Source organism: Chitinophaga sp. GbtcB8 (assembly GCF_019091455.1).
GTDB lineage: Bacteria > Bacteroidota > Bacteroidia > Chitinophagales > Chitinophagaceae > Chitinophaga.
Window position 1 is genome coordinate 23,303 of record NZ_JAGXJN010000041.1, and the last position, 16,955, is coordinate 40,257.

The 16,955-nt window shown below is 48.0% G+C and carries 15 protein-coding genes; 5 read left to right on the top strand and 10 right to left on the bottom strand.

What is annotated here, in order from left to right; translation table 11 throughout:
- Positions 1 to 10: 10 nt before the first annotated feature.
- From KVT36_RS26660 to KVT36_RS26670, 3 genes are all read left to right on the top strand, one after another.
- Positions 11 to 862: an AraC family transcriptional regulator gene (locus tag KVT36_RS26660; protein ID WP_217606492.1), complete on the top strand. Its 852-nt coding sequence runs from the start codon at positions 11 to 13 to the stop codon at positions 860 to 862.
- Positions 863 to 968: 106 nt separating this feature from the next.
- Positions 969 to 1,514: a carboxymuconolactone decarboxylase family protein gene (locus tag KVT36_RS26665; RefSeq protein ID WP_217606493.1), complete on the top strand. Its 546-nt coding sequence runs from the start codon at positions 969 to 971 to the stop codon at positions 1,512 to 1,514.
- Positions 1,515 to 1,661: 147 nt separating this feature from the next.
- On the top strand, positions 1,662 to 2,663 hold the full coding sequence (locus KVT36_RS26670) for an alpha/beta hydrolase (RefSeq protein WP_254640219.1): 1,002 nt from the start codon (positions 1,662 to 1,664) through the stop codon (positions 2,661 to 2,663).
- A 198-nt stretch (positions 2,664 to 2,861) separates the two neighbouring features.
- Here KVT36_RS26670 and KVT36_RS26675 read toward each other — a convergent pair whose 3' ends face one another.
- Positions 2,862 to 3,062, bottom strand: coding sequence for a hypothetical protein (locus KVT36_RS26675; protein WP_217606495.1), 201 nt, complete (start codon positions 3,060 to 3,062; stop codon positions 2,862 to 2,864).
- A gap of 132 nt (positions 3,063 to 3,194) precedes the next feature.
- Here KVT36_RS26675 and KVT36_RS26680 point away from each other — a divergent pair, with 132 nt between their 5' ends.
- On the top strand, positions 3,195 to 3,443 hold the full coding sequence (locus tag KVT36_RS26680) for an alpha-N-acetylglucosaminidase N-terminal domain-containing protein (protein WP_217606496.1): 249 nt from the start codon (positions 3,195 to 3,197) through the stop codon (positions 3,441 to 3,443).
- A gap of 45 nt (positions 3,444 to 3,488) precedes the next feature.
- Here the strand turns inward: KVT36_RS26680 and KVT36_RS26685 are convergent, their stop codons facing one another.
- The 5 genes from KVT36_RS26685 to KVT36_RS26705 form a co-directional block, all read right to left on the bottom strand.
- The gene (locus tag KVT36_RS26685; protein ID WP_217606497.1) at positions 3,489 to 4,256 is read right to left on the bottom strand and encodes an MBL fold metallo-hydrolase; all 768 of its coding nucleotides are present in this window, start codon (positions 4,254 to 4,256) and stop codon (positions 3,489 to 3,491) included.
- Positions 4,257 to 4,331: 75 nt separating this feature from the next.
- The gene (locus tag KVT36_RS26690) at positions 4,332 to 4,928 is read right to left on the bottom strand and encodes a class I SAM-dependent methyltransferase (RefSeq protein WP_217606498.1); all 597 of its coding nucleotides are present in this window, start codon (positions 4,926 to 4,928) and stop codon (positions 4,332 to 4,334) included.
- Positions 4,929 to 5,033: 105 nt separating this feature from the next.
- Positions 5,034 to 5,477: a DUF1579 family protein gene (locus KVT36_RS26695; RefSeq protein WP_217606499.1), complete on the bottom strand. Its 444-nt coding sequence runs from the start codon at positions 5,475 to 5,477 to the stop codon at positions 5,034 to 5,036.
- A gap of 32 nt (positions 5,478 to 5,509) precedes the next feature.
- Positions 5,510 to 7,270, bottom strand: a complete 1,761-nt coding sequence (locus KVT36_RS26700) for an ABC transporter ATP-binding protein (RefSeq protein ID WP_217606500.1) — start codon at positions 7,268 to 7,270, stop codon at positions 5,510 to 5,512.
- Positions 7,251 to 9,008, bottom strand: coding sequence for an ABC transporter ATP-binding protein (locus tag KVT36_RS26705; RefSeq protein ID WP_217606501.1), 1,758 nt, complete (start codon positions 9,006 to 9,008; stop codon positions 7,251 to 7,253). The genes KVT36_RS26700 and KVT36_RS26705 overlap by 20 nt, the downstream gene beginning before the upstream one ends.
- 122 nt (positions 9,009 to 9,130) lie before the next feature.
- Here KVT36_RS26705 and KVT36_RS26710 point away from each other — a divergent pair, with 122 nt between their 5' ends.
- Complete coding sequence (locus KVT36_RS26710) at positions 9,131 to 10,399, top strand: amidohydrolase family protein (protein WP_254640220.1); 1,269 nt, start codon at positions 9,131 to 9,133, stop codon at positions 10,397 to 10,399.
- Here the strand turns inward: KVT36_RS26710 and KVT36_RS26715 are convergent.
- From KVT36_RS26715 to KVT36_RS26730, 4 genes are read right to left on the bottom strand one after another with little or no spacing between them, the layout of a single operon-like run.
- Positions 10,394 to 11,719, bottom strand: coding sequence for a GntP family permease (locus tag KVT36_RS26715; RefSeq protein ID WP_217606503.1), 1,326 nt, complete (start codon positions 11,717 to 11,719; stop codon positions 10,394 to 10,396). The two genes, KVT36_RS26710 and KVT36_RS26715, sit on opposite strands and share 6 nt — an antisense overlap.
- A gap of 39 nt (positions 11,720 to 11,758) precedes the next feature.
- The gene (locus tag KVT36_RS26720; protein ID WP_217606504.1) at positions 11,759 to 14,803 is read right to left on the bottom strand and encodes a lantibiotic dehydratase; all 3,045 of its coding nucleotides are present in this window, start codon (positions 14,801 to 14,803) and stop codon (positions 11,759 to 11,761) included.
- 15 nt (positions 14,804 to 14,818) lie between these two features.
- A complete protein-coding gene (locus KVT36_RS26725) occupies positions 14,819 to 15,544 on the bottom strand; it encodes a LytTR family DNA-binding domain-containing protein (RefSeq protein ID WP_217606505.1) in 726 nt (241 codons plus the stop codon).
- Between the two features lie 8 nt (positions 15,545 to 15,552).
- Positions 15,553 to 16,656 (bottom strand): sensor histidine kinase, encoded by a 1,104-nt coding sequence (locus tag KVT36_RS26730; RefSeq protein WP_217606506.1) that lies wholly within the window; start codon positions 16,654 to 16,656, stop codon positions 15,553 to 15,555.
- Positions 16,657 to 16,955 lie beyond the last annotated feature (299 nt).

Below are 16,955 nucleotides of genomic sequence, written 5' to 3' on the forward strand. Positions count from 1 at the left end.
GGACAGACAGATGAAGATGATATTCAAAGACCCCGCTGTTGGCGGAGAGCTGCTATTAGTGATCAATGAACCGCAATTTGACCGGTACTTTTTTTCGCGCGACAGCAAAACAAAATACTTGACCATTGCCTGGAACCGGGGCCCGGCGCAGCAGGTGGTGATAGATGAGATCAGCTATACCTTCCCGGCCAATGCCATTCTGCCGCTGGTCATTAACCAGTCGTTCCGGTTTGAAAGGCCGGAGGATATTACCGGCTGGCAGTTTAACCGCGACTTTTACTGTATTATTGACCACGACAAGGAAGTTAGCTGTATAGGTTTCATCTTTGGCGCATCGGAGCCCATGTTCATTCATATAGATGATGCAGAGCAGCATAAGATACAGGCCCTGCTGGAGGTATTTAAAGACGAGCTGGCGGATGAGGATGAGATCCAGGCCACCATGCTCCGTACCCTGCTGGTAAGGCTGATCATTAAAATAACCCGCCTGGCCAAAAAACAATATATAGACCCGGAGAAGATCAACAAGAACAAGCTGGATATTATCCGCCACTTTACCCTGATGGTGGAAGAGCATTATAAACAGCAGCACCAGGTGCAGTTCTATGCCAATGCGCTCAACAAATCGCCCAAAACACTTTCCAACTTGTTTGCCCTGTATAACCAGCGGTCACCCTTGCAGATCATCCAGGAAAGGATTATCCAGGAAGCCAAACGCCTGTTTTACTATACAGAAAGATCGGCCAAGGAAATAGCGCTGGAGCTGGGTTTTGAGGATGCCGGGCACTTTAGCCGGTTCTTTAAGAATCAGACAGAACTTAGTCCCTCTGACTTCAAAAGATCATTACAAAACAGGGCCTAGGGAAAAATCGGCAAATCTTCGGGAAGAGTGTCCATTTTAAAAGGACTAAAATCGTAGCAATTTTACATCGTCAACAACGACAATGAAAAATTAAAACGATAAAAAAATGAAAACGTTCAAAGTTCCCGCCAAAGAAAATGTATCTCCCGCTAACCAGCAGCTGTTTGATAAATTAGCCAAAGGTTTAGGTAAAGTGCCCAACTTATACGCCACCATGGCCTATTCTGAAAATGGACTGGCTGCTTACCTGGCGTTGAATGGCGCAAAAAGCTCTTTAAAAGCCAAAGAAAAAGAAGCCGTTAACCTGGTGGTAAGTGAAGTGAACAGCTGTGACTATTGTTTAAGCGCACATACTATGATCGGTAAGCTGAACGGTTTTACGGATGAGCAGATCCTGGAGATCCGCAGCGGTGAAGCGCCTTTTGACAGTAAGCTGGATGCCCTGGTGAAGCTGGCCAAGAACCTGACTGAAAAACGCGGCAAGGCCGATGCTGAAGTGGTTGACAACTTTTTTGCCGCTGGTTATACTGAAGAAAACCTGGTAGATACCATCCTGGTGGTAGGCGATAAAACCATCACTAACCTGCTCTATGGCGTAACAGAGATCCCCATTGACTTTCCGGCAGCCCCTGCTTTACATGCAAAAGCCTAAAATAATTTTATAACAATAACGGCTCTATATATAATTGACCGGGATATTCTGGTATCTTTATAAAGGCCCCGTGAATCTGTAAGCGTGTGGTATCAGATATCCCCTTCAATGAATCCCAAATCCATCATCTTTAAAAAGTCCAGCATCATGAGTAACACAATCATCGTAGAAAAGAACAGCGCCGTAGCCAACTATGCAACAGATCCTCATCTTGACAGCGGTACCAAAGCCGTATTAAAAGTATTAAACTCCGGTGGCGCCCCGGTAGAAAGCCTTTCCAAGGAAGATGCCCGTAATGTACTGGTAACGGTGCAAAACTCTGTACAAGTAGACCTGTCAGGCATTGAAGAGTCAGAAAAAACTATTAACGCAGATGGTTACACGGTGAAGCTGAATATTGTGCGCCCCGAAGGTGCAACTGAAACCCTGCCGGTATTTATTTTCATCCACGGCGGTGGCTGGATCCTGGGCGATTACCCCACTCATAAACGGATGGTGCGCGACCTGGTAGTGCTTTCCGGCGCAGCTGCGGTGTTTGTGAACTATACCCCTTCTCCCGAAGCCCAATACCCGCAAGCTATTAACGAAATTTATGCTGCTACCAAATGGGTGGCGGAACATGGCAGTGAAATTAATGTAGATGGTAAAAGACTGGCAGTAGTAGGTAATAGCGTAGGCGGTAACATGACCGGTGTAACGGCTTTGATGGCTAAAGAAAAAGGCGGCCCGGATATTAAATTGCAGATCCTGATGTGGCCTGTAACAGATACCAACTTTGAAACGGAATCTTATCAGAAATATGGTGAAGACCGCTTCCTGAGCGCTTCTTTAATGAAATGGATGTTTGACCAGTACACTACAGATGCGGATGAGCGTAAACAGCCGCACCTGGCCATTCTGCGCAATCCCGTAGAAAACCTGAAAGGTTTGCCCCCGGCATTGATACAGGTAGCGGAAAACGATATTCTGCGCGATGAAGGTGAAGCATACGGCCGCAAGCTGGACGAAGCCGGCGTAAAGGTGACTACAGTACGTTATAATGGTATGATCCACGACTTTGGCCTGCTGAATCCCCTGGCAGAGCTGCCTACTGTACGCTCCCTGTTTGAGCATGCGGCTGCGGAACTGAAGAAATATTTGCAGGCTTAGAGCAGAAAGGAGAAAGCATAAAGCCAATGCAGCGTATATCTCCGGAAGCTTAAATATATAAAGACTGTTGACTGCGCTGTGTGATGATCTGTGTACTAGGGTTAATGGTTACAAAAGAAGCAGGTGTTTAAACCCACGGTTTAAACACCTGTTTTTATTTAAGGTACCTGCCAGCTCATTTGGCCAGGCAGGTCATAGTTAAAAAAGATATTGTGCAATAATCTCCACCAGCTCATCCTGCGAGAACCGGTCTGCGGGATCCCTTTCCTCATCCACTTCAGCAGGATAAGCATCTACCGCCCATTCCCGCGGCAATCCGGCAGCGCCACACAATGACTGTGGTGCTGCCGGCATTTCGGGCCATTGCTGGTAAATATTCATTTGCATGTTGCTGGTCATATCTGTTATTATTTGCTTGCTGATACAAAGTAACTACCGGGTTGTGACAGCATTATGTCAGTAGGAAAAAGGAAAAAATAATTAAATGGCGTATCTTGATTAGATCGTTGATAATTAACCCATTCCATGTTTATGCGGAACCTGTATTACCGGTTATTCCTGGTAATAAATATTGTTATTGCAGGGGCTGTTTACACAGCGCCGGCATGTGCGGCACCTGCAGATAGTATTATCAGCATTTCCCGTGGGGTAATGGAGCGGCTCATCGGCAGCAGGGCGCAGCACATTCAGCTGCAGGTGATCCCTGCTCCGCAGCAGCATGATGTATACGAAATATCCGCCCATAAGGGGCAGCTGCTGGTACGGGGCAGCAGCCTGTGAACGGCAAATTGGAAGTGATAGAACCGGAATCCGTAAAAGCAGATATTATAAACTCCATGATGCACCATCATCCGGCACACTGATCTGTGCCTGCAGGTTGTTGGCTTCAATAGCGGCTTTAAAATCAGGTCTTCTCTGGTAGCAATGGTTCACCGTTTCCAGGTGTACTACCTGTATGGGCGCTTCTGTAAATTGCGCTACTGCCAGCACATCGTTGATGGTCATGGTAATGGGATCGCCCTGTACAAACTGTGCCCCGCCGCCGTTTACAATAATGTGGGTAGGCAGGTGGGTGGTAATGGCATCTTCAACATCACTGCACCAGATGGTATCCCCGGTAATATATAAACGCTGTTCGCCGTAAGTAAGCACAAATCCTGAAACGGTTCCCATTTTCTGCCCGATCTCGCCGGTGCCGTGCTGCCCATTGGTGCGGTGAATGGAAATATCGTTCCAGATGAAATTACTTTCAATGGGCTGTACACGGGTAAATCCCTGCGACTGCATTAATGCTTCATCAATAGGCTGGCAAAAGATGATCTTGTCTTTTGCGATCTTTTCCTGTGCAGCATGATCCCAGTGATCACGATGGGTATGCGTAACAATAACAGCGTCTATATCATTTAGTAAGGTGGCTAATTCAGTATCGGAAACAGGGAGGTCTACCAAGGGTATGCGGTCTTCGTTAGCGGCCATGGGTACAGGGTCCATAGCGGACTTTTTGCTGAGCATGGGATCTACGAGTATGCGTTGATCATTGATGGTGAGGAGGAGGGTAGCATGGCGAAGGAGGCGGATGGTTATGGTAGACATGGTGACGGTTTTTTGATGGGATAAATATAAGGTGATAAGGCCTTAAAATGGTGTTTTTTATTTGGTGGTATCCCCTCACACCTTTATCCATCCCTTCAGCAACATCCCCAATGAACTATACGCCAGCTGGTAACCTTGCGGCATTTCATCCAGCAGGCTATGAAACGTTACCACCCGTGTGCCCACCGGTTTGCTATCCAGCGCCTGGTACAAGGCACGGGCATTAAAGTTATACATCCCTTCAGAATAATCTACTTCATCATCTATCCGGTCATCAGATTCAACCAGGTGCTCATAAAAAGCATTGTAAAAATAAAAGTGATTATACGGAGTTACATCCAAACGGGTAAAATCTCCATGTATAAAAGTTACATTCTCCACACCGGTTAGTGCCTGCGCTGCTTGCGCATGCTCGATCAGCTCCTGGCGTTGTTCTATCCCGTAAAAATGCTGTTCCCGGCAAAAATGGCCACCCACCAGGCAAAACTTGCCCACGCCGCTGCCAATGTCCAGGATCTTATCACCTGGTTTGGCTGCCAGGAATTGCGCTGCTTTTTTGGCTACGCCCAGCGGGGTCCAGTGGCGTTTGGATAATTGCCGGATACGCTCCGGGTAAATACTATCAAGATCCGCATTAGATGAAAAATAATGTGCTTGCTCTGGGTCAATCATTTCACCGTTTTTACTTTTTCCATCACAAAGTTAACCCCAAAAAATAAATTAGCTAGTATATAACGGTATGGCCCCGTGTGGTAATAACATATAAGAACGGCCTGGTCACCTGCCTATTTTATGCAGCTTAATATTCATCAAAAACTGCCAGTTCCGGCCATCGGCAGTTTGTTCCCAAATGCCCGATAACACTTTCCCTTCCTCACTAAAACCGCCCGTAAAGCGCAGGCTTTTACCCAGGAACGTCCATTTGTCTTTATCAAAGCTGGCATGCATTAATTCCATTTCTCCTTTATTGCTAAAGCTCCACATGGGATAACGGTTGGTAGCTGCATCATAACCTATTACTTCAATGGATTCATTCTTTGCTTCACCCATTTGCACATTTACGGTATGTAATATGAAATAACCATCAGACTGCCATTCATACGTATCAGTGCCGTTAATGGGAACAGCCGGATTATTTGCAGTAGCTGGAATTAAGCCGGTTGTTTTCCAGGTACCGATGAATGGGTCTAAAAGCCGGTAAGGCGCCTGCTGAGCTGTCATATGCATGGTTTTATGTACGGTTTTTACCTCCATCAGCTGGCCCTCTTTTCATGCAGCAGCATATTCACTGCATGTTCCAGTGAGCCGGCACGGATCACTTCACCTGCATTCACAAAAAAGATCTCATCTGCATTTTCAATGGTGTTCAGCCGGTGTGCAATGATCACGCGGGTAGTAGTAGCCGGCAGCTGTTGTAAGATCTTTTCCAGCAGCTGTTCGGTAATGGTATCAATGTTAGCGGTGGCTTCATCTAATATTAAAAGCTCCGGTTTGCGCAGTACGGCGCGGATAAAAGCTATCAGCTGTTTTTGTCCCAGGCTTACTGCATCTCCGCTGGTCAGTATTTTAGTGTCAAGCCCCTGCTCAAAACGCGCCAGCAGGCTTTCCAGGTGCGCTTCTTTCATTACCTCGCTCAATTGCTCGTTTGTCATGCCCACATATTCCGCATTGCCAAACAAAATGTTATCGCGCAGTGTGCCGCTGAACAGGAAAGGCTCCTGCAGTATAAACCCGATCTTGCTGCTGCGGGTAGCTGCTTCATAAGTGCGGATATCCTTACCATTCAGGAATACCTGTCCTTCCGTGGGATCATACAGGCGTGCTATTAAGGAGGCCGTAGTGGTTTTACCACCGCCGGTAGGTCCTACCAGGGCATAGGTTTTACCCTGTTCCATGGTAAAGCTTACATTATGCAGTACAGGTGGGCTATCAGGATAGCGGAACTGCACGTTCCTGAACTCCATAACGGCCGTGTTGTTACTTTCCGCTGCAGTGGCCAGCAAAGGCAGGTCAGACTGCAGGGTAAGGATCTGTGAGATGCGGTCCCACCCGGCCAGCGCTACCTGGAAGTTGGCCCACAGCACGGAAAGCTGGCGTATAGGATTATAAAAGCTGGTCACATACGCAAAGAAGCTGATGAGCATTCCAATAGTGAACTGCCCCGTGGCTACCAGGTAAATACCGTAGGTAAGCACGGTTAGCTGTGCCAGCTGCGCGCATAAGCCAAACACCGGCATAAATACGTTGTTGGCCATGCCTGCACCAATAGCAGTACCGTAGTTTTGCTTATTCACTTCATCAAAACGTTTCCGGAAATAATCCCGCCGGTTAAAGGCTATGATCACTTTAAAATTGTTCAGACTTTCCTGGATCTCTGCGCTCATGCTGCCGGTGCTTTTCATGTTGGCTGCATTTTTCCGGCGCACCCAGGGCGAGATCAACCGGGTGAATACCAGCAGGGAAACAGCCGGTACCAGCGCGGCCCCTCCCAAACGCGGATGAATAGACACCAGGAAAATACCGGAACCCGTCATCAGGAATATATTGCTCACAAACTGCAGCAGGTACTGCGAAAAGAACTGGTTCACCTTATCCGTATCATTATTGATACGGGAAATAAGATCGCCGGTTTTGTTCTGGTTAAAGAAAGCTACAGGCAGTTCCTGCAGCTTGGCAAACACCGCATTCCGCAGGTTAAACAGCATACGCTGGCCTATACCGCCCATCAGGCGGGCCTGCAGGTAGTTGGCTACAAAGGCTGCGGTATATACCAGTAACAACAATCCGCAAAAGAGCAGCACATTGCTGTATTGATGATTTTGTATAAAATGATCGATCGTATAACCGATAATGATAGGGCCTGTAAGGTTTAACCCTGAGCTGACGATAATAGTAAAAAAAGCCAGCAACAGGGTTTTCTGCTCCGCTGCCAGGAACCGGAATAACTTTTTCAGCGCCGAAAAGGTGCTGGTTTTCTGTGCCGGATCAGCAGTGCTATTTAGATTGTAATTCATAGTGATTGGTGCTGCGTTGTGATTGATAGATCTGTACATATTCCGGACAGCTTTGCATCAGTGTTTCGTGGGTGCCGGAAGCCACAATCTCGCCTTCCATCAGTAATATGATCTGGTCATAATGCTCAATGGAGGCAATCTTTTGCGTTACGGATACCAGGGTAAGGTCCGGGTAATACAAGGACAGGTTTTGCAGGATCTGCTGTTCCGTGCTGCTGTCCACCCGCGCGGTAAAATCATCCAGCAATAAAATTTTCGGATCAATAGCCAGCGCACGTGCCAGCATAATACGTTGTTTTTGTCCGCCGGAAAGGCTGGTGCCGCGTTCAGATACCATGGTTTCCAGCTGCTGCGGCAGCGCATCGGTAAAGTCTTTCAGGGCAGCAGTGGTAATAGCGCGTTCCATAGCATCTGCCGTTACGCTGTCATTGAACGCAATGTTCTCCCGCAGGCTGATATTGAAAATAATGCTGTCCTGGAATACCATGCCTATTTGTTTGTGCAGGGAATCGCGGTTATAGGTGCTCAGCTCATGCCCATCATAAAAAATAGCACCGCTATCCGGTTTGCCAAGATTGGTGAGCAGGTATAACAGCTGTGTTTTACCCGCGGCTGTTGGGCCAATGATGGCTGTTTTTGTACCGGCTTTTACGGAAAAGGAAATATCCTTTAATACCGGTTTGCCTTCATACTGCAGGTGCAGGTTTTGTACGGTAATATCGCCACGGATAGCTTCCGTTACAGTACCGGTTTCCACGGCATCCCGCATGGATAACACCATTTGCACACGCTGGTAGGCAGCCGTAGATTGTGCGATCACGTTACTCATTATACCGATCAGCACAATGGGGAAAATGAGGATGGCAAGATAGCTGTTAAAGGCTGCCAGGTCGCCTAAGGTCATGCCGCCACTAATTACAAAATGCCCGCCCAGCGCCAGGATGGTTACAATAGCTATACCGGCAATAAAAGAGATCACTGGTATCAGCAGGGCATACAGCCGCATAATGTCCAGGCCAATGTTCTTGGCATCTGTATTGGCGGTATAGAATTTATCGTATTCCAGCAGCTGCGCATTCAGCACCCGGATAAGGGCAGAGCCCAATATACTTTCCGTGATCACTTTATTCAACCAGTCGGTGGTAGCCCTTACTTTCAGGAACAGCGCCCTCATTCTGCCAAACACCATTACAAAAGTTATCGTGATCATTGGGATGATCATAAGCACGGCCAGCGCCAGCTTCCAGTTGATCTCCATCAATAATATAGCGGCGCCTATGATAATAACCACAGAAGATGCAATAGAGGACACGGCCTGTGAAATGAACAGTTTTACCGTATCAATATCCGCTGTGAAGTTCGTGAGCAGCTTGGCCGGGTTGCTTTCCTGGATCTGTGCGTAACTCTGTCCTGATACTTTTAAAGCCAGCCGGGTACGCAGGTCGCGGGCCACCCGCTCAGAAGCATAGGTTTGAACAATGTTCTGCAGGTACGTAAAAATGAAAATGAGTATGCTGGCGCTGGCAAAGTAAATAATGATAGGTTTATATACCAGCTGCCCTTTGCCAAAAGAGTCAATCCCGTAGGCAATAATGCGGGGAATGACCAGGTTTAACCCATTACTGAAAAGCGCCAGCAATACCAGCAACAGCACCATTCCCCGGTAAGGTTTAATAAGGGCAGCTATTTTGGGAGGTTTGTTTCCGGCAGGTGTAGCAGTTCCGTTGGCTTTTTTCATAGTGATTTGGATGAGAGTACTTAGGCATGACGGATTAACCGGCAATTATATTTTAAAAGTAGAAAAATATTATGGGTTTCACCGCCCCTCAAAGTTGTTATCTTGTAATAACAATGCTTTTTATGCGCCTTATTTGTTTCATGTTATGCTTTTGTTGCGGCCAGCTGATGGCTCAGCAGCCTGTGGATACCGCCTGCATACTCTTGCAGCCCATGCAGGTATTTGACGGCCACACCCTGCAAAAAGGCTGGCAGGTGCTGGTAAAAGGAAATACCATTGCAGCCGCCGGCCCGGCCGGTTCTTTTACAGTACCGGCGCAGGTACGCAGCATTGCCCTGCCGCAGCAAACCTTGCTGCCGGGGTTAATAGAGGGGCATACGCATATGTTCCTGCATCCGTATAACGAGGTTAGCTGGAAAGAGCAGCTGCTTACAGAATCCCGGGCAGAAAGGGCTATACGGGCAGCAGAACATGCAAAGGCCACCCTCATGGCCGGTTTTACCACGGCCCGCGACCTGGGCACAGAAGGCGCCGGGTATGATGATGTGGGCCTTAAACAAAGTATAACCAAAGGGGTGATACCTGGCCCGCGCTTGCTGATTGCCACGCGGGCTATTGTGGCAACAGGCAGCTACGGAGTTAAGAACGAAATGGCCGACCTGGAGCTGCCCAAAGGCGCAGCAGAAACAGATGGTAAGGAAGGCATGATCAAAGAAGTACGCACACAAATAGGCCGGGGTGCAGATGTGGTTAAGGTGTATGCAGATTACCGCTGGGGCCAGGATGAGCAGCCGGCACCCACTTTTAGCATAGAAGAATTACAGGCAGCGGTAGAAACAGCTGCATCCAGCGGGCGTTATGTGGTAGCCCATGCCGGTACGGCAGAAGGTATGCGCAGGGCCATACTGGCAGGCGTACATACTATTGAGCATGGGGATCTGGGCACACCGGAGATCTTTCGCCTGATGAAAGAAAAAGGCGTGGCGCTGTGCCCCACCATTATGGCGGTAGAAGCAGGCGCTATGTACAAAGGCTGGCGCCCGGGTATTGATGTGGATCCGGAACGTGTGGTGCAGAAACATAAAAGTTTTAAAGCGGCCTTACAGGCGGGTGTTACCATTTGTGCCGGTGGCGATGTAGGCGTGTTTACACACGGTAAGAATTACCTGGAGCTTGAAAAGATGGTGGAATACGGCATGCCTGCGGAAGCCGTGCTGCAGGCTGCTACCAGCGGTAATGCGGAAATAATTGGCTGGGGCGCTAAATTAGGCAGTATCCGTAAAGGTATGCTGGCAGATCTGATTGCTGTAAGCGGCAACCCGCTAGCTGATATTAAAGCCCTGGAACAGGTAAAGTTCGTAATGAAAGATGGCGTGATCTATAAGTTATAACAAGAACAGGGAAAGCAAATACACCACCAGCAAGGTTACTAACCCCATCCACAAGGTGGCAATGGAATATACCTTTAACATGGTTCTCATTTCCAGGCCGGAGAATTTGGAGATCACCCAAAAGTAGGCGTCATTGGCATGGGAAAGCGTCATAGAACCGCCGCCCAGGGCCAGTATGCACAAAATGCGGCCCATATCGCTCTCTAATCCTAACGCTGGTAATAACGGCTGCACAATAGAAGCGGCGGTAATAATAGCTACGGTAGATGAGCCCTGCGCTGTTTTCAGTAAAGCAGCTAACAGGAACGGGAACACGATGCCAAAGCTGCCCAGGGGCACGGCTGCGCTTACATGCTCCCCGATCTTTGCGGCAGCCAGCACAGCTCCGAAAGCGCCGCCTGCACCAATGATCACTAAAATACCACCTGCTTTTTCTGCAGCTTCTCCCAGCAGCTTACCGGTAGTGGTTTTGTTCCAGCCCCTGCCGCCTGCAAAGGCCAGCAGCACACCTACGGACAAAGCCAGCACAGGATCGCCCAGGGTATGAAAGAAACGTAATGTACCATTAGTGGTTTTTTCAATATTGGTAAAGGCACCTATAGCAATCAGCAAAATGGGTACTACCACCGGCAAAAAGGCCAGCCATACCGGCGGTGCAGGACTGTTAGCAGCTTCGGATGTTTCCGTTTGCTGCACCACGGGGATTTTTTTACCTGCATAATGCGCCCACCAGCTGCCTGCAATGGCTGCCGGAATAGCCACGCCAATGCCCATCAGCATTAATTTTCCAAAATCAGCGCCTATGGCGCCTGCTGCCGCAGTAGCGCCGGGGTGGGGCGGTATCAGGCAATGCACTGCATATAAACCTGTAGCCAGGGATACGGACATAATAACCACGGAAATGCCTGTACGTTTTGCCAGGGATTGGTTTAACCCGCTTAATACAATATAACCGGAATCGCAGAAAATAGGCAGGCCAACAATAAACCCTGTAAGGCTCATAGCTACAGCAGCATACCGTTCTCCCACGATCTTTAATATAAACGCTGCCATTACCCGGGTGCTGCCGGTATGTTCCAGCAGCACGCCCAGCGTGGTACCCAGCACTATAATAAAACCCAGGGATTTCATGATGTTGCCAAAACCATCTTTCATGGCGGTAATAATATCTGCTACAGATAATTGTACTATCAGGCCGGTTACAAAACAGGCCAGGAATAGTGCAAACAGGGCATGTACGCGGTATTTGGCCGTAAGCAGTATAATAACGCCAATGCCTGCCAGTAGTGCAATTAATACCTGTATCAGATCCGTGGTCATGCGTGAAAGGGTTTATTGCACAATATAATAAAACCACTTTTAAACGCTGCCCTGCCTTGCTACCATGGAACGGTAATGTTTATACAGCACGCTGTAAATGATCATTTCATAACGGCGCTGCGCCATATGGAAAAGGCGGTTAATGTGCATGTGCAGCAGATCGCCGGCCAGCTGTTGCAGTGCTGTGCTGTTACGCTTTTCCAGCAATGGCGGCAGCAAGTGAGCCCAGCCAGGCTGGGGACGCGTATTTTGCAGCAGCTGCTGTATTTCAGCTGTATGCTGCCGGTAGTACTGGTTGTAAATTTCCTTTTCTTCCTTGCCGGGGTTAAACTCCCGTTCAAAAGCATCCTGGTAGTGCGTTACAAAAGCCAGCTTTTGCGGCAGGGTAAAATGGAATAAGGTCAGCAGGTCATCCGCATACTGCAGGGCGCTGAACAGCAGGGAAGGAGTTTGTGCATCATCTGTGTGCTGTTGCAGCAGCTGCAGCACATCAGTGCTGTCTGCATAAAAAAGCTGCTCAACGGCAGTAATATCTGCTGCGCCATAACGTTCCAGCTCCCGGCAATAGGTATCTGTTTGTACTTTCCACACAAAATGGCTTTGTATGGCATGCTGCAGCGTGGTTTGCAGGTGATGGATCACTGCGCCGGTGTGTATAACATTGGTGAGGTGAAAACGTACGCGCAGGTGCGGTTCGGGGTCCTGGTAGCGGATAAAGAACCAGCGGTCTGCCAGGCCATGCAGCAGGAACAGCTCTGCTGCTGCGGCAATGGTATGCTGCAGCAGCTCATTGGCGTAATGCGTGCTGCAATACAGCTTAAAATATAACCATTCCGACCCTACGGCAAAATGCCGCTCCGGCAGGGTAACAGGTGTTTGCAGCACAGGATCATTGGCAGGCGTTTCATTTTTTACCACTGCAATGATCTGGTGGGTGTAAGGTTTGTTGTGCTCATCCTTTACGGTGCCGGAGGCATATAAAAATTCTTTCAGCACTATTTGTTGCTGGTCTTTAACAGCGCTGATGAAAGCCTGTACGCTGGCCATATCTTCCTGGTCTACCAGCAAGGCCTGGTCGCCATTGGCCAGTACAAAAAAGGGTGGCAGCTTCCATTTGCTGGCAAACAGGTAAAAGGCGGCTGCACCACCGGGCTGCAGCAGGTCTTTATAATGTTTTAAGGGTAAATGCCACTGCGCCGGGCAAAGGATCACCTCACGGTACTGCACGCGCGGGAAAAAATGTATGCCCGGTAACGTTATATTCCATGAAAAGCTGAGCGCCGTTTGTTTGCCCTGGCCCTGCAGCTCGCCCAGCAGGCGGTACAGCGGCAGGGTATTAAATACATAGTTATGCGCATTGTCTATACGCGGCAGCACATTTTTTTTATGCTGGGGCGAGTACAGGATCAGCTCCTGGTTTTGCAGGGTTATGTACAGATCTGCTACAGACAGCTGTCTTTCCGGTGGCAGGGAGGAGTGTGCCAGGTAAGGTATTTCCAGGCAACGCACGGCAGGGTGCTGTAAAATATTCCCGGTCCTGTCTTCCGGTAAATGCACTACGGAGCTTAATATGCTGCCCGGGTGGCGGCCCTGCTCAAAAGCATGTATGGATTGCAGCAGTGCGCGGATGGTGGCATCCGTATGTCCAAAACGCCCTATCAGCGCACTGCCGCTGGCGCCGCCCGCATTTTCCATTAAGATAGTATTGCCATCATTCACAAAGCTGAACATCACGGAAAAAGTATCGGGCAAGGGCAGGGGCGTAATTTTTTTACGCAGCCCATTGATCTCCGCATCTGTAAAAGTTACTGTGTAGTCGTCATGTTTAAACGCCAGTAATAATTTTTCCGTGATCAGTGTTTGCACCTTTTGCCGGTCAGGCGTGTCCTGCGCGGGATTGTTAGTGGTGGCGCTGGCAAAGCCCTGCAGGGGTTGCCCATCCAGCTCAATGCCGCCGCCCCCGTTGGTAATAATGCCGGTGTCAGGATCGATGATATGCGTAAGGGGCACGGGTTCAGTATCATAGCGGCTGGCAAAAACAGCTTTCAGCTGCTGCAGCCAGGGGCTGTCTGTTTGCCCGGCACAGAGTACCTGCAACACTTCCAGCGCTGCAATAATATCTTCCTGCAGCTGCTGCTCCACGGTTTGCTCCCTGCAGCCTACCGTACCATCCAGCTGGAACAGCCGGTTCTCCTGGAAGCTAAGGCCCGCGGCGTTCAACTGGCTGCCTATGGCTTCCAGCGCAGCGGGCAAATAACCGGCAGCAGGCGCTTCCCGCAGCTGTTGCTGCAGCTGTAACAATTGCTGTAAGTAATGGCCGGTCAGGGCATCCTGGTTAGCTGCGTGTATAGGTTCCAGTATGCGGATGATGCGGTCTAAATAATCTACACCCGTTACCTGGAAGTGCAGGTTGCTTTCCAGCAGCTGTGATTGTATCAGCGCTTCCAGGTATTGCTCCGCTTCTGCTGCGGGCACCTGTTCCCGCGCAATAATATGATCGCGCAGCATATAAAAAGCAGTTTCCTTTTTCCCGCACAACGCGGCTAAGTGCATCAGCAGCGGGGTGGCAGCCACGGCGCTCACCTGGTATTTGCGCTGGTTGTTTTCCAGCTGGTATTCATAATACCGGTATTCATTGCCTACTTTATATACAGAGGTATTAAAGCGGTAATGCAACTGGTGGCGGATGGCTTTGTGCTGCTGCAGCTCCTGTACAAGCGCACACAAAAAATCCACATCAAAGCGGATGTGCCGCTGCCATTTACTGCTGTCTAAAGTAATACGTGTATCAGCGCCCCACTGCAGGGTGGTGCAGCCGGAGAACAGGCCAAATGGCGTGGGCCTGCTGCGCATACGGTTATAATACTTGGTTAGGCTGTTCTGCAGCTTCTGTTTTTTGGAAACATCTGTTCCGCCTGCCTGGTACCTGCGGCATTGCTCGTACAATACAGGGGAGGCCAGGTGAATGGCTTCCATAAAAGCAGCGTCGTTCAATAAAGTGGTTATGTCCGGCGTTATGGCAGTATCCTCAAATGGTTTAGCAGGACACCTGCATAACAGTGCCGGAAAAAAGGACAGCCCCATACACTATGGTTTTGATTAAATAGGCTTCTTATTTCCTATGATCGTTTGTTTCAGCAGGTCAAAAAATGCCTGCCGGTAGGTTTCGCTTAATGGTATGCTCTCTTTTACATTCTTCAGAAATATCTGGTTTCCCTCAATAATTTTTATTTTATCAATAGATATGATGTAGGATTTATGTACGCGGATGAACTGATCTTTAGGCAGATCATTGTCCAGGTCTTTCATGTTCAGCAGGGTCATTACCTGCTGCTGCTCTTTGTGAATGGTTACATAGTTCTTCATGCCTTCTATGTACACGATCTCATCCAGCTCTATCTTTTGCAGCTTATTCTTGGCATCTGTTTTAACAACAATGTAATTCTTTGTTTGTTTGGTTTGATTGTCCTCTTCTGCAAAGGTAAGCTGGTTCATGGCTTTTTGTACGGCTTTCAGAAAACGGTCGAACGAAATTGGTTTCAACAAATAATCCAGCACTTCGTACTCAAAACTTTCCAGCGCATACTCTTTAAAGGCGGAGGTGATGATGATCCTGGCCTTGCCTTTCATGAGCTTAATGAAGTCCATGCCGGAAAGCTGCGGCATGTGCATGTCAATGAAAATAATGTCTACATCCGTTGCTGTTATAGCATTCAGCGGATTGTTGTAGGTGCCCTTTAGTTCCAGGAAAGATACTTTTTCAATGTAACTTTTCAATAGGTCTATGGCGTGCTGTTCATCATCTATTATAATACAAGATAGCATAACAGAAATTACAGGTTTAGGTTAAGGGTAACAGTGTACAAATTACTATCCTCTTCAATATCCAGTTTATATTGATCGTTATTATACATCAGGTTTAATCGTTTCTTAACGTTGGCCAGGCCAATACCACCGGAAATTCCTGATGGGAACGGTACTTTTTTCTTGTTCCGTATAAAAAAATGCAGCTGGCCGTCGTTCATGTAAATGTTTACCTGTAGCGGATGTGCGGCATCCTGCAGGTCTCCGTATTTAAAAGCATTTTCTACAAAGGTGATCAGCAGCAGTGGTGCTATTCTGCGGAACTTAAACTCCACCGGCTCGCCGGTCTTTATTTCCGTATACAGCTCGTTATTAAAACGAAGCTGGTGTATTTCTACCAGGTTAATAATATGCTGGATCTCTCTTTCCAGCTCTACTTTTCCCTCCTCGTCATGGTTATCCAGCGCATAACGCATAATGTCTGACAGCAGCATAACGCTTTTGGATGCTGTGGCAGAAACCGTTCTTACCTGTGTGTAAATGAAACTGAGTGTGTTAAACAGGAAGTGCGGGTGTATCTGGTAGCGCAGGTAGCTGAGCTCTGTACTGAGGATCTCCTTTTCCAGTGAGGCCTGGCGGCGGCTTTCCTCTATTCTCAACTTATCCAGCTTACGTAGCTGGCGTTCTTTGGCAATAGTGTTCAGCGCAAGATAGTAACCATAGCTTAACGATATAAAATAAATAAAACGGAATACCCGCAGTAATATAAACGACTTTATAGTTTGTATGGTATACAGCGTAGGAATTTCGTGGCTTTCCAGGTTATGGGTGATCATGTAGTTCAGCCCCAGGTACAGCACACAGAGTAAAAAGGTGAGCAATACCAGCAGGAGCGCTCTTTTGCGGCCAAAGGTATAGGGGAGTATGAGGTAGGTATTTACATAAAAAATAAAAGCATTGAGGATGAAAAAGATAAGGGTAGAGAATAGCGTAACCTGCGAAGGTTCTATGATCATTACAATGCCGTTCTCATAGAAAAAATACAATACCCATACCAGGATATGCAGTCCCAGCCTGTTTATAAGGCTTTTGTGACGCGGTTCATCAGGAATTATTGTTGCCACATTGGTCATGTGAGGAAGAAAGGTGTTTTATATAGAAAAAGGGGATTTCGTGTAATCATCAGGCGATCTTATGTAATTAATTTTTGTTGCTGCCATGTTCTGTAGATATTTGAATTGTAATTACACGGCACGGTAAAAAATATGGTTAAACACATTACAAACGTTTCTTTATGGAAAACTTATTTAGAACTACAGGCAAATTGCTCTTCGAAAAAAGAGTAGTAATAAAAATAATAAATAATGAGGTAACCGACAAGAAAAGGCAAGCATATCATACCGTGCCTACTACGCTCCCTACTACTATTACG